Consider the following 19,714-nt stretch of genomic DNA (forward strand, 5'->3'; position numbering starts at 1 on the left):
CGATGACCGACGAGTCCCCGCCAATCGCGCCTATCGCCGAAAAAAGCAGGCTGGCCAGCTTCTGGTCCATGCTGCGCGCGGACAAGTTCGCGCTGACCGCCGCGATCTTTCTGGTCATCGTGATCGCCTCCGCCTTCATCGGCCCCATTTTTCTGGAATATGACGCGGGCCGCCAGAACCTGCGCGGGCGCAACGCGCCGCCCTTTGACATGGAGCGGGGCTGGCAGTTCTTCCTGGGCGGCGATCAGCTGGGGCGGCCTTTGCTGGCCCGGATCATCGTTGCCGCACGCAACACCATGATGGTGGCCGCCGGATCGGTCGCGGCTGCCATGATCATCGGGGCCACTCTGGGCCTGATCGCGGGCAATTCGCGCGGCCGCGCGGCGCAGATCATCCCGCGTATTGCGGATGTCATCATGTCCTTCCCGTCGCTGCTGCTTGCGGTGATCGTGCTTTACACGCTCGAACCTTCGGTCGGGAATATCATCATCGTACTCGCGATCACCCGCATTCCGATCTACCTGCGCACCACCCGCGCCGAGATCCTTGAGGTGCGTGAACGCATGTTCGTGCAGGCCGCCAAGGTCATGGGCGCATCGCAAAGCCGGATTGTCTTTCGTCATATGCTGCCGGTGATCCTGCCGACGCTGCTGACCATCGCGACGCTGGACTTCGCCTTTGTCATGCTGGCCGAAAGCTCGCTCTCCTTCCTCGGGATCGGAATTCAACCGCCAGAGATCACCTGGGGGCTGATGGTCAGCCAGGGGCGTCCGTATCTGACCAACGCCTGGTGGCTGTCCTTCTGGCCGGGGCTTGCGATCATTCTCACGACGCTCAGCCTCAACCTTCTGTCGAACTGGATGCGGACGGCGCTGGACCCGCAACAACGCTGGCGTCTGGAAATCGGGGGCAAGAAGAATGGCTGATCATCTTCTCGAAGTGCAGGACCTGTCCGTTACCTTCCATACCGTGCGTGGCCCTGTGAATGCGGTGCGGAATGTCAGCTGGCATCTGGATCGCGGCGAGGTTCTGGCGATTCTGGGCGAAAGCGGGTCGGGCAAATCAGTGTCCGCTTCGGCTGTGATGGACCTGATCGACATTCCGCCGGGCGAGATTGCCTCGGGCCGCATCCTGTTCGAGGGGCGCGATCTGCTGACGATGAGCCATGACGAACGCCGCAGGATCAACGGCAAGCGCATCGCCATGATCTTTCAGGATCCGCTTAGTCATCTCAACCCGGTTTACAGTGTCGGTTGGCAGATCGAAGAGACGATGGTGATACATGGCACGTCCCGCGCCGATGCGCAGCGTGAGACCGTGGCCCTGCTGCGAAAGGTCGGCATTCCCGATCCTGAAGGGGCCGCCGTGAAATATCCGCACCAGTTTTCGGGCGGTCAGCGCCAGCGCCTGATGATCGCCATGGCGCTGGCACTTCGGCCCGACGTGCTGATCGCGGATGAACCGACAACCGCGCTGGATGTCACCGTGCAGGCGCAGATCCTGGGGTTGTTGGAGCAGTTGCAGGCTGAAACCGGCATGGGGCTGCTGATCATCACCCATGATCTGGGCGTGGTGGCAGAGATGGCCGACCGCGTTGTTGTGATGAATGCCGGAGAGATCGTCGAGACAGGCAGCGCAACCGATGTTTATCGCAACCCGCAGCATCCCTATACGCAAAAGCTGATTGCGGCGGCACCGGGTCAGGGCGACATGTCGCACGGCGTGCCCGAACAAGAGCCGCTGTTACGACTGACAGGGGTCAAGAAGAATTACGGCGCGTTTACGGCGCTCAATGGCATCAGCTTTGACCTCATGGCGGGCGAAACGCTGGCCGTTGTGGGAGAAAGCGGGTCTGGCAAGTCGACGATGGCAAAAGTGCTGTTGCAACTGGAAGAGGCCTCTGGCGGGCAGGCGGAATACAAGGGCCGCGACCTGCTGACGCTAAGCCCGAAAGAGCTGTTCGAGATGCGGCGCGACATCCAGATGGTGTTTCAGGACCCGACGCAAAGCCTGAACCCGCGCATGTCCGTCTATCAGCTGATCTCCGAGGCTTGGGTCATTCACCGCGACATTCTGCCGAAAGACCGCTGGAAGGCGCGTGTTGCCGAATTGCTGGAACAGGTCGGGCTGCTGGCCGAACACATGCACCGCTATCCGCACCAGTTTTCGGGCGGGCAGCGGCAAAGGATCGCCATCGCGCGCGCGCTTGCTTTGGAGCCGCGGATCATCGTGTGCGACGAGGCCGTTTCGGCCCTGGACGTGTCCATTCAGGCGCAGGTGATCGAATTGCTGGACAAGCTGCGGCACGAGCTTGGGCTGAGCTATATTTTCATCGCGCATGATCTGCCCGTGGTGCGGGACTTTGCCGACCGGGTGATTGTCATGCAAGCCGGTGAGATCGTCGAGCAAGGCTCTGTCCGGCAGATATTCGAAGCGCCGAGGATGCGCTACACCCAAGACCTGCTTGCTGCCAGCCTCGACCCCGACCCCGAGGTGCAGGCAGCGCGCCGGAATTCACGACTGGAGATCGCCCAATGAAGCCCGAAGTGTTGGTCCTTGCCCCGACGCGCCCGCGCGCATGGGCGCAGCTGGAAGAGGCCTACACCCTGCACCGCTATGACGAGGCCGAGGACAAGGCGGGCTTTCTGGCCGAGCATGGTCCGAAATGCCGCGCAATCGTCACCAATGGCCACGAGACGCTGACCCGGCAGATGGTCGAGGCGATGCCCAATCTGGGGATCGTCGCCTGCTCTTCTGCTGGGTATGAAGCGATTGATGTGGATGCGCTGACTGATAACAGCGTCAAGCTGACCAACACATCGCCGGCACTCTGTGATGATGTGGCCGATACTGCGGTGATGCTGATGCTGGCCGCGCGGCGCGGCCTGATCGACGCGCATGCCTATACCTCGTCCGGTGACTGGGGGCGCAAGGGCATGTTCCCGCTGCAACACGCGATAAAGGGCGCGCGGCTGGGGATCGTCGGCATGGGCACGATCGGTCAGGCCATCGCAGCCCGATGCGCCGTGATGGGTATGGATATCGCCTATTTCGGGCGGCGAAAGAAGCCGGGCATCGATTATCCCTACGTGGCCGACCTGACCGCGCTGGCCGCGCAAAGCGACGTGCTGGTGCTGGCCATTGCGGGCGGGGATGCCACGCGCGGGTTGGTGGATGCCGCCGCTCTTGATGCGCTTGGGCCCGATGGATTGCTGGTCAATATCGCACGTGGCACCGTCGTGGACGAGGCGGCAATGATCGACGCGCTGAAGTCCGGCAGACTTGGAAGGGCGGCGCTGGATGTTTATCTCAATGAGCCGGAGCCCGATCCCGCACTGACCTGCTTGCCCAATGTGACGCTATACCCGCATCACGCGTCAGGCACGGTGGAAACCCGGGACGCGATGGCACAGATGGTCGTCGATAACCTTGCTGAATTTTATGCCAACCGCCCTCTGCTCAGTGCAGTCAACTAGGGCTACCCAGAGACCGAAATGTCCTTATTCCACTATTTCCGTTGGGCCTTTGCCGTAACCGTCCTTGGCCTGTTGCTGACGCTCTGGCTGGGCTGGGTCTATTCCGGCACGCTTGGCGGCGCGCTGAGTTTCTTCATGATCGGCCTGGTGCTGGCAATCCTGGAGATTTCGCTGTCCTTCGACAATGCGATCGTGAACGCCAACAAGTTGCAGACCATGACACCGGTCTGGCGGCAAAGGTTCCTGACCTGGGGCATCCTGATCGCCGTATTCGGGATGCGCATCATCTTTCCCCTGCTGATCGTGGTGATCGCCGCAGGCATCGGCCCGATAGAGGCCGTGCGCCTGGCAGCAAGGGAGCCTGCCGAATACGCCCGCATCATCGGGGATGCCCATCTGTCCATCGCAGCATTCGGTGGCGCCTTTCTGATGATGGTGGCGCTCAGCTATTTCGTTGACGAAGGCAAGGATGTCGACTGGATCGCTGCGCTGGAGCGCAACATGCGCCGCTTCGGTTCGATCCGCGGGATGGAGATCGCCTTTGTCCTCACGGTCATGCTTTGCTTTGCTGTTGCCTTGCCAGAGCTGGAAGCCGGGCAATTCATGTTCGCGGCCGCCGCGGGGCTGCTGACCTTTCTTGTCGTGGACATGCTGGGGCATGTGCTGGACAAATCGGACGCGGCCGACACGGTTGCCAAGGGCGGAATCGGCGCGTTTCTTTACCTTGAAGTGCTGGACGCATCGTTCAGTTTCGACGGGGTGATCGGCGCCTTTGCCCTGACGCAGAACCTGTTCCTGATCGCCATCGGTCTGGGCATCGGCGCGATGTATGTCCGCTCGATGACCATCATGCTGGTAGAGCGGCAGACCCTGGCAGAGTTCCGCTATCTCGAACATGGCGCGTTCTGGTCGATCCTTGTGCTGTCGGTCATCATGTTCCTGCAGACCATCTGGCATATTCCAGAGCTGATCACAGGGTCGCTGGGCGCCGGTTTCATCCTGATGGCCTTCATCTCCTCGGTTCTGTATCGCCGGGCAGAGCGCGATGCCTGAAGAGCGAAGCGAAGCGGCCGGTCGCGCGTTGGTGACCGGTTGCAGTTCCGGGATCGGGCTGGCCGTTGTGACTGCGCTGCTGGGGCAGGGTTGGCATGTCACGGGCATCAGTCGCAGGGAGCCTCCCATAAGGGCACCCGGTTATCGCCATATCCCGGCGGACCTTTCCGACAGCGCGGCCGCCGACAGCGCGTTCGAGGCGGCGGGGCCTGTTGATGCGGCTGTCCATGCGGCGGGCGTGCTTCGTGTCGGCGACCATCAGGGGATGGACATGCAGGACGGCGCGTTGATGTGGCGCCTGCATGTCGATGTGGCCGCGCGCATGATCCAGACGCTCGCGCCGCGCATGGCTGATGGCGGCCGGTTTGTCCTGATCGGCAGCCGAATTGCCAAGGGAGCACCGGGGCGGAGCCTTTATGCCGCGTCCAAGGCGGCGCTGAACGGTCTGGCCCGGTCCTGCGCGGCAGAGCTGGCGCCGCGCGGCATCACGGTCAACATCGTGGCCCCCGGCGCAACCGACACGCCGATGTTGCGGGATCCGGCGCGCGCAGATGTCGCGCCAAAGCTGCCTCCTCTTGGTCGCTTCGTTCAGCCCGGGGAAGTGGCCGCGATGGTCGCCTACCTTCTGTCACCACCGGCGGCCAGCATCACCGGACAAGAGATCGTTATTTGCGGGGGCGCGTCCTTGTGACGGGTCCCGGCAAGGCACATTACAACTGAAAGGGCCTACCATGATCGACAATGACGACCTGAAGGAACGCATCCGAAATGGCTTGCTGTCTTTCCCCGTAACCCCCTTCGATGCCGATGGGGATTTCGCGCCGAAACCCTTTGCCGCCCATCTGGAGTGGCTGTCGAGCTACCCGGTCGCCGGGCTGATCGTTGCAGGCGGCACGGGCGAGATGTTTTCCCTGACCCCGGCCGAGATTGTCGAAGTGGTCAAGACGGCAAAGGCTGCGCAGCCGAACGAGCCCATTATCGCGGGCTGCGGCTATGGCACGCGTTTGGCCTGCGAGTTGGCGCAAGGCATCGAGGCTGCTGGCGGCGACGGTATCCTGCTGTTGCCGCATTACCTGACCGAGGCGCCGCAGGAGGGCGTCGAGGCGCGTATCCGCGCGGTCTGCAACGCCACCAAGATGGCGGTAATCGTCTATAATCGGGGCCAGTCGCGCGTCTCGGCCGAAACGCTGGAACGGCTTGCAGAGGAATGCCCGAACCTGATTGGTTTCAAGGACGGCACCGGCGATATCGACACCGTGCGGCGGGTCACGCTGAAACTTGGCGACAGGCTGTCCTATATCGGTGGGATGCCGACGCATGAGCTGTTTGCGCAGGCCTATCGCGGGGCGGGGATGCCCACCTATTCCTCTGCCGTGTTCAACTTTGTCCCGGAAACGGCGCTGACCTTCCACCGGGCCTTCACGGCAGGCGATGACGCGACCTGCGAGAAGCTGCTGGCCGATTTCTATTACCCGTTTGCGAAGATCCGCGACCGACAGACCGGCTATGCCGTTTCTGCGATCAAGGCGGGCGTCATTCTGCGCGGGTTCGAGGCCGGATCGGTGCGCAGCCCGCTGACCGACCTGACCGGCGAGGAGTTGGAAATGATGAAGGCCCTGATCGATGGGCGCGCCTGAGCATGGCCCATGATCTGACCAAGGCGCTTTCCGGCATTTCCGGCATTCTCGTCACCCCGATGCAGGAAGACGGAAGTATCGATCCGGACCGCCAGAAGCCGGTTGTGGACAAGGCGATTGCCGCAGGTGTCCATGTCCTGACGGCCAACGGCAACACCGGCGAATTCTACAGCCTGTCGGTCGAGGAAGCCGAAGAGATGTGTCGCGCCGCCGCGCGACATGTAGGGGGCCGGGTACCGCTGGTCGCCGGGGTGGGACGGTCTGTTGTGGATGCTTGTCGGCTGGCGCGTAGTGCGCAGGACGCGGGCGCCGATGCGTTGATGATCCACCAGCCGCCCGATCCCTTTGCCGCCCCGCGCGGGCTTGTGGGATATGTCCGCGCCGTGACAGAGGCATCGGACCTGCCAATCGTGCTCTACCTGCGCAATGACGCCATCGGGACACAGGCGATAGCCGATCTCTGCGCTGTGCCGGGGGTTGTCGGGGTCAAATGGGCCACGCCCAACCCGATGAAATTGGCGGAAGCAATGGCGGCAAGCGATCCCGGAATTGTCTGGGTCGGTGGTCTGGCCGAGGTTTGGGCGCCACCCTTTTACGCCGTCGGCGCGCGGGGCTTCACCTCTGGGCTGATCAATGTCTGGCCAGAGCGTTCGGTGGCGATCCATGCGGCCCTCGACGCGGGCGACTACCCAAAGGCCCAGACACTGATCGCCGAGATGAAACCCTTCGAGGATGTCCGGGCGCAAGAGCTGAACGGAACGAATGTCACAGGTGTCAAGGCGGCGCTCCGCGCGATTGGACATGATTGCGGACCAACGCGGCCGCCCTCTGCCTGGCCTCTGACCGCCGCGCAGCAGGATATGCTGGAAAGCTTCATCACCCGGCACGGCATCACGTTCTGACATGCCATGACGTGCAAGCCGCGATGGGTGCAGAGCGGCTTGCTCCCCGGGGTTCGTGCCGTGTTCGCCAACCGACGGCGCGTGCGTTCCATTGCTACCCCCGCAACGGAACAGGGCAGAATGGCATTTCCATTCCGGATGCGAGAACCACCTCTGTCGTGGCTGAAGCATTGAGTTGCGCGCGTTTGACTTCGCGGCGCTTCCTGCGGAAACGAGCACTGGTATGTGGCAGTGACAGGTCAATTTATCGTGGCTCTGCGTGCCGGGCCTGCAGGCCTGCGCATCTGACTGGTCCGTGACATTACGGTATCAAAGCGGTATGAAGCGCGTAACAGGGTTACGTTAGCGCAAACATGTCGCTATGTCAGGGGCAAGCGAAAAGGATCTTTCCGGTATGAACATGACCACAAACATGCGGCCCGTGTCGAGCGCGGCATTGAAACAGGCTGTCGAGCAGCATCTGACCTACACGCTGGGCAAGGACGCCGGACATGCTTCTGTCTATGATTGGCGCATGGCGCTTTCCTTCGCCATTCGTGACTGCATCGTGGAGCCGTGGTTCCGCGCCACCAGAAGCACCTATGAAGGCCAGCGCAAGCGGGTCTACTACCTGTCGATGGAATTCCTGATCGGGCGGACGCTTGAGGATGCGATGATCAATCTGGGGCTGCTGGAGGCGGCTCGGGATGTTGCAAACGAGGTGGGCTTTGATCTGCGCGAGATTATCGAAGACGAGCCTGACGCCGCGCTTGGGAATGGCGGGTTGGGGCGGCTGGCCGCGTGTTTCCTTGAATCCATGTCGACAATCGGATGTCCCGCATTTGGCTATGGCATCCGCTATGAACATGGACTGTTCCGTCAACGCTTTGAAGGCGGGCAGCAGGTGGAAACACCCGAAGACTGGCTGACCCTGCCGCATCCGTGGGAATTCGCCCGCCCTGAATCCGCCTACGAGATCGGTTTCAAGGGCGAGGCCGTCGATGGCGGCTGGCGCCCAGCCGAAAGCGTTGTGGCGTCGGCCTATGACATGCCGGTCATCGGATGGCAGGGCCGCTGGGCCAACACGCTGCGCCTGTGGGGTGCCAAGCCCACGACCCTGTTCGATCTGGAGCGGTTCAACTCTGGTGACTATGCCGCGGCCGCAGAGCCTGAGGCGCTGGCCCGCACACTAAGCCGTGTCCTTTATCCCGACGACACGACCTATCAGGGCAAGGAGCTGCGCCTGAAGCAGGAATTCTTCCTGACCTCGGCGGCGCTGCAGGACATTCTGCGCCGTTTCCGGACGGAATACGACGACCTGGCGAAGCTGCCCACAAAGGTGGCGATCCAGATGAACGACACCCATCCGGCGATTGCGGGGCCGGAACTGATCCGCCTTCTGACGGATGTGCACGGTATGGAATGGTCGCAAGCCCAAGAAATTGCCCGCGCGACGCTGGGATACACGAACCATACCCTGCTGCCCGAGGCGCTGGAGCGCTGGTCGACCTGGCTTATGGGCAATGTCCTGCCACGCCACATGCAGATCATTGAGCGCATCGACGACGACCACCGCCGCGCCACCAAGCGCCCTGCCCATGTCGGCATCGTGCGCAACAATGAAGTGCAGATGGGTGAGCTGGCCTTCATCATGTCCCACAAGGTCAATGGCGTCTCGGCGCTGCACAGCGATCTTGTGAAGAAGACCGTCTTTCACGACCTGAACGAAATTCATCCCGGGCGGATCATCAACCAGACCAATGGCGTCACGCCGCGTCGCTGGCTGAAACTTGCAAACCCGCCGCTGGCAACGCTTATCTCGGACAAGATAGGCGAGGGTTGGATCGGCGATCTGGAGCAGATCAAGACGCTGGAACCCTTTGCGAAGGACGCAGATTTCCGGCGGGATTTCCGCGCGGCCAAGCGCACTAACAAGGTGGCGCTTTCAAACTGGGTCGGCGAAACAATGGGCGTCAAGATTGATCCCGATGCCATGTTCGACGTCCAGATCAAGCGTATCCACGAATACAAGCGCCAGCATCTGAACATCTTCGAGACGATCGCCCTGTGGCACAATATGCGCGAGAACCCGAATGCGGGCTGGGCGCCGCGCGTCAAGATATTCGGCGGCAAATCGGCGCCGGGCTATGCTGTCGCGAAAGAGATCATCCACCTGATCAACGATGTAGCCTCCGTGATCAACAGTGATCCCGTCACCAAGGATCTGCTGAAGGTCGTCTATCCGCCCAACTACAATGTCTCCATGGCCGAACGGGTGATCCCTGCGACGGATCTGTCAGAGCAGATATCCACGGCCGGCAAAGAGGCCTCTGGCACGGGCAACATGAAATTCACCATGAACGGCGCCCTGACGATTGGCACGCTGGACGGTGCCAATGTCGAGATCCGCGAGCAGGTCGGGCCCGAGAATTTCTTCCTTTTCGGCCTGACGGCTGACGAGGTCGTAAAGCACCGCCGCAACGTGCGCCATGCCCGCGACGCGATCGAGGCGAGCCAGAACATGCAGAGCGTGCTTCAGATGATCGTCGAAGGCCGCTTCAGCCCCTCTGATCCCGACCGGTATCACGGGCTGGTGGACCGGGCATGGAACCATGACCATTACCTCGTCGCGGCAGATTTCGACAGCTACTATGACGCCCAGCGAAAGGTCGATGCGCTCTACCTTGATCCCGACGCATGGGAAGAGCAGGCGGTGCTAAATACCGCAAGGTCAGGATTTTTCTCATCTGATCGCACAATCCGTGGTTACATGGCGGATATATGGGAAACAGAATCAGCGCTCGTTGGGGAGGAAAGCTTGACATGACCATTGCCCTGGACCCGGACTCGGCCAAGTCAATTGCAGAGGGGCGCCACGGCGACCCGTTTTCAATTCTTGGCCTGCATGACCGGGGCGGCACGTCCACAGTCACAGCCTTTGTCCCCGGGGCGGATGTGGTCGAGGTCCTGACAGGCAAGGCAACGGCAACCGCCCTTGCGCCTGTCGAGGGGGCGGATGGTCTCTTTTCCGGCCCGCTGAAGCGCAAGCCCGCCAGCTACCGCCTGCGGGCGCGAAACGCGGATGCAGAATGGGAGTTCGACGATCCCTACCGCTTTGGTCCGGTGATCGGTGAACAGGACGAATATTTTCTGGGCGAAGGCACGCATCAGCGCATCTGGCAGGTGCTTGGTGCCCATGTGATGACACATGAAAAGGTTGCCGGCACGCATTTCGCGGTATGGGCGCCGAACGCGCAGCGCGTTTCGGTCATTGGCAACTTCAACGTCTGGGACGGGCGCCGCAACCCGATGCGCCGCCGGGGTGCCACCGGCGTGTGGGAGCTGTTTATTCCCGGCCTCGGCGATGGTGACGTCTACAAGTACGAGATCATGGCCGCCGATGGCACGGTTCTGCCCGCCAAGGCCGATCCTGTTGGCTTTGGGTCCGAACATCCGCCGGCAACCGGCTCCGTTGTGCGGGATATCCGCGGCGCCAAATGGGCCGACAAGGCCTGGATGAAAAAACGCGCCAAGCTGCAGAACGTGGACGCCCCGATATCGATCTACGAGGTGCATCCGGGCAGTTGGAAACGCGTGGCCGAAGACGGGGGGCGTTCGCTGTCCTATATCGAGATGGCGACAGATCTGGTGGATTACGCGGCCGACATGGGGTTCACCCATATCGAGCTGATGCCGATTAGCGAACATCCGTTCGATGGATCATGGGGCTATCAGCCCGTGGGCATGTTCGCCCCCACGATCCGCTACGGGACACCGGATGAATTCCGGCAATTTGTTCAGGCTGCCCATAAAAAGGGTCTGAGCATCCTTCTGGATTGGGTGCCGGGGCATTTTCCGACGGATGTTCACGGCCTTGGCCAGTTCGACGGAACGGCGCTGTACGAGCACGCAGATCCGCGCGAGGGGTTCCATCAGGACTGGAACACGCTGATCTATAATTACGGCCGGACAGAAGTGGCCAACTACCTGATTTCCAACGCGCTTTACTGGCTGGAAGAATACCATGTCGATGGGCTTCGCGTCGATGCGGTGGCCTCTATGCTGTACCGTGATTATTCGCGCAAAGACGGAGAGTGGGTGCCCAACAAGGATGGCGGGCGCGAGAATTACGAAGCGATCTCTTTGATGCAGCGCGCCAACACGATTACGTATGGCGAAGTGCCGGGCATCATGACGGCGGCGGAGGAGAGCACTGCCTTTCCGGGCGTGTCCCGCCCTGTGGATGCCGGCGGCTTGGGTTTCGGGTTCAAATGGAACATGGGCTGGATGAACGACAGCCTGCGCTATTTCGAACACGATCCGATCCACCGCAAGCACCACCACAACGAGATCACATTCTCGCTGCATTACGCGTTTTCGGAAAACTACATCCTGCCGATCAGCCATGACGAGGTCGTGCATGGCAAGGGCAGCATGATTACCAAGATGCCGGGCCAAGGTGACGAGAAATTTGCGCATCTGCGCAGCTTTTACAGCTACATGTGGGCGCATCCGGGCAAGAAGCTGCTCTTCATGGGCTGTGAATTTGCCCAAGGCGGGGAGTGGAACCACAACAGTTCGCTGGAATGGCATCTGCTGGATTATCCCCAGCACCGCGGGATTCAAAGCCTCGTGCGTGATCTGAACAAGATCTATCGCGAGACGCCTGCATTCTACGTCAATGACACGCGGGCCGAAGGGTTCGAATGGCTGGAAGGGGGCGATGCCGAAAATTCGGTACTTGCCTTTGTCCGCAAGGGCGGGCCGAAAGACAAACCCGTGGTCGTGGTGTGCAACTTCACACCGGTGGAAAGGTCCGCGTTCCGCGTGGGCCTGCCGGGGCAGGGCCGTTGGCGGGAAATCTTCAACTCTGACAGCAGCGTCTATGGCGGGGGCGACAAGGGCAATATGGGCGGAATTACCGCCGAGGAGAAAGACTGGATGAACCAGCAATACTCTGCCCCGCTTGTCTTGCCGCCGCTGTCCGTGGTGATGTTCCAAGCAGACTGAAACCAAACGCATTTTAATTTCGGGAGGATACTCATGCAAACACCGCAGTCCGGGCGCCTGTCTACGCAAGCCATGGCCTTTGTGCTGGCGGGGGGGCGCGGGAGTCGGTTGAAGGAACTGACCGACACACGTGCCAAACCGGCCGTCTATTTTGGCGGGAAGTCTCGTATCATCGACTTTGCACTTTCAAACGCACTGAATTCCGGCATTCGCAAGATGGCGATTGCCACGCAGTACAAGGCGCACAGCCTGATCCGCCACATGCAGCGGGGATGGAGCTTTTTTCGCGCCGAACGGAATGAATATCTGGATATCCTGCCCGCATCTCAGCGCGTGGCCGAGAACAAGTGGTATCTGGGCACGGCGGACGCTGTGACGCAGAATATCGACATCGTCGACAGCTACGGTGTCAAATACGTCATCATCCTGGCGGGCGACCACATCTACAAGATGGATTACGAGGTGATGCTGCGCCAGCATGTAGAGACCGGCGCCGACGTCACCGTGGGCTGTCTGACCGTCCCCAAGGCCGAGGCGTCTGCCTTTGGCGTGATGGGCATTGACGATGGCAGGCGCATCACCAGCTTTCTGGAAAAACCCGACAATCCGCCGACGATCCCGGGGGATGACGCGCATTCGCTGGCGTCGATGGGGATTTACGTCTTCAACTGGGATTTCCTGCGCGATCTTCTGATCCGCGATGCAGAGGATTCTAAATCCAGCCACGACTTCGGCCATGATCTGATCCCCGACATCGTCAAGAACGGCAAGGCGATGGCGCATCTGTTCAGCGAAAGCTGCATCAAGTCCGGGCTGGAGGAAGAGCCTTACTGGCGCGATGTGGGCACGATTGATGCGTTCTGGTCGGCCAATATCGACCTGACCGATTTCACGCCAAAGCTGGACATATACGACAACTCCTGGCCGATCTGGACCTATTCCGAGATTACGCCGCCCGCGAAGTTCATCCATGATGAGGCAGACCGGCGCGGCAACGCGGTGTCCTCGTTGATTTCGGGGGGATGTATCGTTTCGGGTTCGGAAGTGCGCAATTCGCTGTTGTTCACCGGGGTTCGAACGCATTCGTATTCCTCGCTCGAAAAGGTGGTGGCGCTGCCCTATACGCAGGTCAATCGAAATGCGCGGCTGACTAACGTGGTACTGGATCACGGCGTTGAAATTCCGGCCGGTTTGGTAATCGGCGAGGATCCGCAGGAAGATGGGAAGTGGTTCCGCGTTTCCGAAGGGGGCGTCGTGCTGGTGACCAAATCGATGTTGGAAAAGCGGGCGGCCGCACTGGGCTGATCCTTCGCTGAAAGAGGAAGAATGGCGCTGAATATCCTGTCGGTCACGTCCGAATGCGTGCCCTTGATCAAGACCGGGGGGCTGGCCGATGTTGCCGGCGCCCTGCCCAAGGCGATGGTGCCTCTGGGTCACCGAATGCGGGTCCTGATGCCTGCCTATCCGGGTCTGGCCGCACGGCTGGAAGACGCCCGGGAGGTGTGGAAAGAAGACGCGCTTTTCGGCGGTCCGGCGCGGGTGCTTGCCGGCACGGTCGACGGGGTAGAATTCCTGCTGCTGGACGCCGCGCATTTGTTCGACCGGAACGGCGGGCCGTACCTGTCCCCGGAAGGTTATGACTGGCCGGACAATCCCGAACGCTTTGCGGCGCTGTGCTGGGCCGCTGCGCAAATTGCGCAGTCCGGTCTGTCAGATGGCTGGATGCCAGATGTCTTGCACGCGCATGACTGGCAGGCCGGTCTGGCGCCTGCCTATCTGCGCTTTGTCGGCAACAAGCGCGTCAAGACGTTGATGACCATACACAATATTGCCTTTCAGGGGCTGGCCCCGCCGGAGCGTCTGGCGTCATTGCGTCTGCCACCTTCCGCGTTTCACGCGGATGATCTGGAATATTACGGGCAGATCAGCACCCTCAAGGCCGGGTTGGTCCACGCAGATGCCATCACCACCGTCAGCCCGACCTACGCGGCAGAGCTGATGCGGCCGGAATTCGGCATGGGGCTGGAGGGTTTGATCGCGGCACGTGCGGGGGACCTGCATGGTATCCTGAATGGCATCGACCTTGAGATGTGGAACCCCGAGACCTGCGCCAATCCGTATTCAGCAAAGACGCTGAAGAAGAAGGCCGCGGCCTCCTCTGCCCTGCGCGACCGGTTCGGATTGACCCAGACCGATGGCCCGCTTGCCATCGTGGTCAGCCGGTTGACGGGCCAGAAGGGGCTGGACCTTCTGCCCGGTCTGTTGCCGGATTTCATCGCGCATGGCGGGTCGCTTGCGGTTCTGGGCAGTGGCGATGCCGGACTTGAGGCCGCGTATAGCGGTTTGGCCAATGAATATCCCGGCAAGATCGGCGTGCATATCGGCTATGACGAAGAGCTGTCGCACGCCATGTTCGCGGGCGGCGATGCCGTACTGATCCCCTCGCGGTTCGAACCTTGCGGGCTGACGCAGCTATACGGGTTGCGCTTTGGCACGTTGCCAGTCGTTGCTGCAACGGGTGGGCTCGCCGATACGGTGATCCATGCCAATGACGCCGCTTTGGACAGGGGGGTCGCCACGGGGCTGACCTTCCATCCCACGGATGCCACGGCCTTTGCGCATTGCCTGCGGCGGTTGTGTACGCTTTTCGCTGACCGCCAAGCCTGGACCAAGATGATGCAGAACGCGATGCAGCAACCGGTGGGATGGGACAAAAGCTCGGCCCGCTACGCCGCATTATATCAAGACCTGATCGGTTGATCGTTTCGATGGCTCGGACCCCTCCAAACCGCATGAAATACCATACCCTGACCGAAGGCCGCCCTGATCCACTGGGGTCGACCTTCGACGGCAAAGGCGTAAATTTCGCCGTGTTTTCTGCGCATGCGGAAAAGCTGGAACTGTGCATCTTCTCTGATGATGGGCGCAAGGAACGATACCGCCTGCCGTTCCGGCACCGCACGGGGGATATCTGGCATCTGCATGTCGGCGGGCTGTTGCCCGGAACGAAATACGGTCTGCGCGCGCATGGGCCCTACGAGCCGCATGCGGGACATCGCTTCAACCCGTGCAAATTGCTGCTTGATCCCTATGCCAGACGCATTTGGGGCAATTTGCGCTGGTCGGATGCCACGCTTGGCTATCGCAGCGGATCGCCCAAGGCCGATCTAAGCTATGACGGTCGCGACAGCGCCTTCGCGATGCCCAAATGCGTCGTGATCGGCCCGGTGGATACCCCGCCCGATGATCGCCCCAACGTGCCTTGGGATGAAGCGGTGCATTACGAGGCCCACATCAAGGGCATGACAGCGCTGAACGAGCAGGTGGCCCCGGCCTATCGCGGCAAGTTCATGGGGCTGGCCTCTGACGCGGTGATCGAACACCTGCAAAAGCTGGGCGTGACCACGATCCAGATCATGCCGGCCCATGCCTTTGTCAACGACCGCTTTCTGGTGGAACGTGGACTGAAGAACTACTGGGGTTATCAGACCATCGGTTTCTTCGCGCCTTCTCAGCGTTACCTTGCACAAGGGCAGATCTGGGAATTCCAGGCGATGGTGCGACGCTTCCATGCTGCCGGAATCGAGGTGCTGATGGATGTGGTCTACAACCATACGGCAGAAGGCAACGAACTGGGCCCGACCCTGTCCTTCCGCGGGCTCGACAACAGATCCTATTATCGGCTGACCGACGATCTGCGCTACTATGTCAACGATACCGGCACCGGCAACACGTTGAACACGGCACATCCGATGGTCATGCGGATGGTGCTGGACAGCCTGCGCTATTGGGTCGAGGTGATGGGCGTTGACGGGTTCCGCTTTGATCTGGGAACCGTTCTGGGGCGGACGATGCAGGGGCATTTCGACCGGGACGCCCCGCTGCTGCAGGCCATCCGGCAGGACCCGATATTGCGCAACACGAAAATGGTAAGCGAGCCCTGGGATATTGGCCCCGGCGGGTATCAGCTGGGGGCTTTCTCGCATCCATTTCTGGAGCTGAACGACCGTTTCCGCGATGGGGTGCGGCACTATTGGCGCGGTGATCGGCTTCAGACCTCGGATCTGGCGAAACGGGTTCTGGGATCGGCGGATGAATTCGACCATTCCGGCCGATCGGCCGTCAGCTCTGTCAATTTCGTGACCTCGCATGATGGGTTCACGCTGACCGATCTTGTCAGCTACAACCAGAAGCACAACCACGCCAATGGCGAGGGCAACGCCGACGGCCACGGCCACAACATTTCGGACAATTTCGGCGTGGAGGGGCCCTCCGACGACCCCGGGCTCATTGCAGCCCGCGCGTTGCGGCGGCGCAACCTGCTGGCCACGATGATGCTGAGCCAGGGCACACCGATGATCCTTGCGGGCGACGAGATCGGCCACAGCCAGGGCGGCAACAACAATGCCTATGCGCAGGATAACGAGGTCAGTTGGCTGAACTGGGCCGAGGGCGACACCGCGCTCACAGCCTTTGTGCAGCGCCTGTCCGAATTGCGTCGCACCTACCCGGTGCTGCGTCAGAAGCGCTTCCTGCACGGACGTACGCGGGACTCCGATGCCCGGCTCGACATCGGCTGGCGTCGTGCGGATGGGTCGTTTCCCAAATCCGAGGATTGGTCCAACCCGGAATGGCGCACGCTTTGCGCCGAGATCCGGACAAGCGCCGATGTCGCCGATCAATTCGACGATCGCGATGCTGTTTACCTCGTGTTCAACAGTGGCGAGGCGACGGATCTGGCCCTGCCCGAGGCGGACGGGTTCGACTGGTGGCACGTGCTGGACACCACGGCGCCCGACATGGCGCCGCGCAGGATCGCGGGAAACCGTCACCGTATCGCCGCATCGTCAGTGCATCTATTTGCCCATTCCATGCCCGTTTCCGATTGCGGCGTGGACACTCAAACGAGGACGCAGCCCATGCAAGTCAAGACCTGCCAAATCACCCCGTTTCAGGATCAGAAACCCGGCACGAGTGGTCTTCGCAAGAAGACGCGCGCCTTCATGGCGCCGGACTATCTTGAAGCCTTCGTTCAGTCGATCTTTGACGGGATTGGCGGTGTGGCAGGCAAGGTTCTGGTTGTCGGCGGCGACGGACGGTTCTTCAATCAAGAGGCGAGCCAGACCATCCTGAAAATGGCCGCGGCGAATGGCGCGGCGCGCGTGATTGTCGGGCAGAACGCCCTGCTTTCCACCCCTGCCGCATCAAACCTGATCCGGAAGAACAAGACCGATGGCGGGATCATCCTGTCGGCCAGCCACAATCCCGGCGGGGTGGACGAGGATTTCGGCGTCAAGTTCAACAACCCCAACGGGGGCCCCGCGCCCGAGCATGTGACCGAAGCAATCTTTGCCCGCAGCAAGGAGCTGACAGAATACCGCATCCTTGATGCTGCCGACATCAATCTGGGGGCCATCGGTGATCAGACACTGGGGGATATGACTGTCAGCGTCGTGGATCCGGTCGAAGATTATGCCGAACTGTTGGAGAGCCTTTTCGACTTCGCAGCCATCCGCGAAATGTTCGATGGCGGGTTCCGGATGCGGTTCGATGCGATGCATGCCGTGACCGGACCTTACGCCAAGGCGCTTCTCGAAGGCGCGCTGGGGGCATCCGAAGGGACCGTCATCAACGGAGAGCCGCTGCCCGATTTCGGCGGGCATCACCCCGACCCGAACCCGGTATGGGCCAAAGGGTTGATGGACGAGATGTTCAGCCCTGACGGGCCTGACTTCGGGGCGGCCTCTGATGGTGACGGGGATCGCAACATGGTTGTGGGACGCAATATCTATGTCAGCCCCTCCGACAGCCTTGCCGTGCTGGCGGCCAATGCGCATCTCGCGCCGGGATATGCCAAGGGGCTGGCGGGCGTGGCGCGGTCCATGCCGACATCCGCCGCCTCTGATCGTGTCGCCGAAAAGCTGGGCATCGGCAGCTATGAAACGCCGACCGGTTGGAAATTCTTCGGCAATCTTCTGGATGCCGGCAAGGCCACGCTGTGCGGCGAGGAAAGCTTTGGCACCGGGTCGGATCACGTGCGCGAGAAAGACGGGCTTTGGGCCGTGTTGCTGTGGCTCAACATTCTGGCTGCGCGGAAAGACAGCGTGGCTGACATCCTCAAGGCCCATTGGGCAGAGTTTGGCCGGAATTACTATTCCCGCCACGATTACGAGGCCATTGATGCCGAGATCGCAGGCAAGCTGATGGACGATCTGCGCGACAGGCTTGGCGACCTGCCCGGGACCCAAGTGCAGGGCATGACCATCGCAGAGGCCGATGACTTTGCCTATACCGACCCGGTGGACGGGTCCGTTTCAAAGAAACAGGGTATTCGTGTGGTGATGGAGGACGGATCACGCATTGTGCTGCGTCTTTCGGGCACCGGGACGGTCGGCGCAACGATCCGGCTGTACCTCGAAAAATACGAGGCTGATCCCGCCCAGCACGATCTTGACCCGCAAAAGGCGCTGGCACCGATGATCGCCGCGGCCGAGGAATTGGCAGGCATCGAAAGCCGCACAGGCCGCGACACGCCGGATGTGATTACCTGACGGCCTTAAGCGGAGGGCCGTGCTGTCGGCCCTTCGCGCCAGTGTTCGCAGCGGGGTCCGTTTCCGGGCTGAAAATGCCGCCCAATTGATGAGATTGGCCTGCCAGGGTGACGCCATCGCCGCAAGTGTAGACAAGTGTCAGGGGGCGCGGGTTTTTGCACATCAACGTTCATCTGCCGTGGTGGGTCAGGAATCTGCCGGAACAGTCCCGATTTCTGGAGGGGCAACGTTTCTTCAACCACCTCGTTGATGCGTTGATGAAGGATCCCGACATCGTTTTGACCGTCTCGAAAAAACCGGTCAGGGCGCAGTTCTACGGCCCGGAAACCTACTGTCTTAACCATCACAGGTCCTTCACACGCAAACGGAACCTGAACGTCAAAGACGCCTATCTGCGCGGCTTTTTCTATGTCGATCAGAAAGGCTATTCAGGCTGGTCAGAGATCGCCTCGCGCACGTTCGACCCCGCTGCCATTGATGGTGATGCCGCCCGTGCGTATTTCCTGAACAAGCTGTGGAAGCCGTTTCTTCAACCCGGCAAGAGCAAATACCCGCAGCCCGACACTACGCCCAAGCTTCCCGAAGAGTTCGTTCTTGTCCCCTTGCAGGTGCCCGGAGATCAGGTGCTGAAGCTTGCGTTCTTTTCACAGGAGCGGCTTTTGAAGACCTTGATTGATCAGCCGAAACTGCCCGTCGTCATAAAGCTGCATCCGGTGGCGCAAAAAGACCATCCTGACTATTGCGAGACCATCAAAGGGCTGCATGACCCCGACAAGGGCGTCTTCGTGGTTGATGGTCACCTTCACAGGATGATCGAGGCCGCGCGGGCGGTTGTCTGCACAAATTCCGGCGCAGGTCTCGAGGCGATTTTGTTGAACCGTCCGGTCATCACCTGCGGAAAAACAGATTATCATCATCTGGCGGATGTCGTCCGAAACCCGAGTGATCTTTGGCCGACAATCATGAAGGCTACTCCCCCAGCCGAGGACATCATGCATCGCTATGCGAAATGGTTCTTTGGCGAGATGTTGATTGATACCCATCAAAGCCCTGAAATCTGGGTGGCCGAAGTCATGCGACGCATCAGGGCCTCGGGAAACTGAAGG

13 protein-coding genes and 1 pseudogene are annotated in these 19,714 nt (G+C 61.0%); all 14 read left to right on the forward strand.

From position 1 onward, the window contains the following. Window positions 1-2 precede the first annotated feature (2 nt). A complete protein-coding gene (locus EDD52_RS05415) occupies window positions 3-926 on the forward strand; it encodes an ABC transporter permease (protein ID WP_132242619.1) in 924 nt (307 codons plus the stop codon). Next, complete coding sequence (locus EDD52_RS05420; RefSeq protein ID WP_132242621.1) at window positions 919-2,538, forward strand: ABC transporter ATP-binding protein; 1,620 nt, start codon at window positions 919-921, stop codon at window positions 2,536-2,538. The genes EDD52_RS05415 and EDD52_RS05420 overlap by 8 nt, the downstream gene beginning before the upstream one ends. Then, a complete protein-coding gene (locus tag EDD52_RS05425; protein ID WP_132242623.1) occupies window positions 2,535-3,476 on the forward strand; it encodes a 2-hydroxyacid dehydrogenase in 942 nt (313 codons plus the stop codon). Before EDD52_RS05420 ends, EDD52_RS05425 begins: the two co-directional genes overlap by 4 nt. An 18-nt stretch (window positions 3,477-3,494) precedes the next feature. Next, window positions 3,495-4,529, forward strand: coding sequence for a DUF475 domain-containing protein (locus EDD52_RS05430; RefSeq protein ID WP_132242625.1), 1,035 nt, complete (start codon window positions 3,495-3,497; stop codon window positions 4,527-4,529). After that, on the forward strand, window positions 4,522-5,220 hold the full coding sequence (locus EDD52_RS05435) for an SDR family NAD(P)-dependent oxidoreductase (protein ID WP_132242627.1): 699 nt from the start codon (window positions 4,522-4,524) through the stop codon (window positions 5,218-5,220). The genes EDD52_RS05430 and EDD52_RS05435 overlap by 8 nt, the downstream gene beginning before the upstream one ends. 43 nt (window positions 5,221-5,263) lie before the next feature. Then, on the forward strand, window positions 5,264-6,166 hold the full coding sequence (locus EDD52_RS05440) for a 5-dehydro-4-deoxyglucarate dehydratase (RefSeq protein WP_207905976.1): 903 nt from the start codon (window positions 5,264-5,266) through the stop codon (window positions 6,164-6,166). A 2-nt stretch (window positions 6,167-6,168) separates the two neighbouring features. Further along, window positions 6,169-7,068, forward strand: a complete 900-nt coding sequence (locus tag EDD52_RS05445) for a dihydrodipicolinate synthase family protein (protein ID WP_132242631.1) — start codon at window positions 6,169-6,171, stop codon at window positions 7,066-7,068. A gap of 400 nt (window positions 7,069-7,468) precedes the next feature. After that, a complete protein-coding gene (locus tag EDD52_RS05450) occupies window positions 7,469-9,874 on the forward strand; it encodes a glycogen/starch/alpha-glucan phosphorylase (RefSeq protein WP_243651854.1) in 2,406 nt (801 codons plus the stop codon). After that, window positions 9,871-12,057, forward strand: a complete 2,187-nt coding sequence (gene glgB, locus EDD52_RS05455; protein WP_132242633.1) for a 1,4-alpha-glucan branching protein GlgB — start codon at window positions 9,871-9,873, stop codon at window positions 12,055-12,057. Before EDD52_RS05450 ends, glgB begins: the two co-directional genes overlap by 4 nt. A 33-nt stretch (window positions 12,058-12,090) precedes the next feature. Then, window positions 12,091-13,362: a glucose-1-phosphate adenylyltransferase gene (glgC, locus tag EDD52_RS05460; RefSeq protein WP_132242635.1), complete on the forward strand. Its 1,272-nt coding sequence runs from the start codon at window positions 12,091-12,093 to the stop codon at window positions 13,360-13,362. A gap of 27 nt (window positions 13,363-13,389) precedes the next feature. Then, window positions 13,390-14,817, forward strand: a complete 1,428-nt coding sequence (glgA, locus tag EDD52_RS05465; RefSeq protein ID WP_165907468.1) for a glycogen synthase GlgA — start codon at window positions 13,390-13,392, stop codon at window positions 14,815-14,817. A 32-nt stretch (window positions 14,818-14,849) separates the two neighbouring features. Continuing rightward, window positions 14,850-16,949: pseudogene (gene glgX / locus EDD52_RS05470) on the forward strand (glycogen debranching protein GlgX); the annotation flags it as partial. A 27-nt stretch (window positions 16,950-16,976) separates the two neighbouring features. Next, window positions 16,977-18,608, forward strand: a complete 1,632-nt coding sequence (locus EDD52_RS05475) for an alpha-D-glucose phosphate-specific phosphoglucomutase (protein WP_132242974.1) — start codon at window positions 16,977-16,979, stop codon at window positions 18,606-18,608. 257 nt (window positions 18,609-18,865) lie between these two features. Continuing rightward, window positions 18,866-19,711 carry a capsular polysaccharide export protein, LipB/KpsS family gene (locus EDD52_RS05480; RefSeq protein ID WP_207905971.1) on the forward strand — a complete coding sequence of 282 codons (846 nt, stop codon included), beginning with the start codon at window positions 18,866-18,868 and terminating at the stop codon, window positions 19,709-19,711. The last annotated feature ends 3 nt before the right edge of the window (window positions 19,712-19,714 follow it).

The sequence above is a fragment of the Primorskyibacter sedentarius genome (genome assembly GCF_004342065.1).
GTDB classification, from domain to species: domain Bacteria; phylum Pseudomonadota; class Alphaproteobacteria; order Rhodobacterales; family Rhodobacteraceae; genus Primorskyibacter; species Primorskyibacter sedentarius.

Bases quoted from the DNA above. Each gene is read 5' to 3' on its own strand.
- EDD52_RS05475 (WP_132242974.1), top strand. From the start codon at position 16,977: ATGCAAGTCAAGACCTGCCAAATCACCCCGTTTCAGGATCAGAAACCC.
- EDD52_RS05480 (WP_207905971.1), top strand. From the start codon at position 18,866: ATGAAGGATCCCGACATCGTTTTGACCGTCTCGAAAAAACCGGTCAGG.
- EDD52_RS05445 (WP_132242631.1), top strand. From the start codon at position 6,169: ATGGCCCATGATCTGACCAAGGCGCTTTCCGGCATTTCCGGCATTCTC.
- glgB (WP_132242633.1), top strand. From the start codon at position 9,871: ATGACCATTGCCCTGGACCCGGACTCGGCCAAGTCAATTGCAGAGGGG.
- EDD52_RS05415 (WP_132242619.1), top strand. From the start codon at position 3: ATGACCGACGAGTCCCCGCCAATCGCGCCTATCGCCGAAAAAAGCAGG.
- EDD52_RS05450 (WP_243651854.1), top strand. From the start codon at position 7,469: ATGACCACAAACATGCGGCCCGTGTCGAGCGCGGCATTGAAACAGGCT.
- EDD52_RS05430 (WP_132242625.1), top strand. From the start codon at position 3,495: ATGTCCTTATTCCACTATTTCCGTTGGGCCTTTGCCGTAACCGTCCTT.
- EDD52_RS05435 (WP_132242627.1), top strand. From the start codon at position 4,522: ATGCCTGAAGAGCGAAGCGAAGCGGCCGGTCGCGCGTTGGTGACCGGT.
- EDD52_RS05425 (WP_132242623.1), top strand. From the start codon at position 2,535: ATGAAGCCCGAAGTGTTGGTCCTTGCCCCGACGCGCCCGCGCGCATGG.
- glgC (WP_132242635.1), top strand. From the start codon at position 12,091: ATGCAAACACCGCAGTCCGGGCGCCTGTCTACGCAAGCCATGGCCTTT.
- EDD52_RS05420 (WP_132242621.1), top strand. From the start codon at position 919: ATGGCTGATCATCTTCTCGAAGTGCAGGACCTGTCCGTTACCTTCCAT.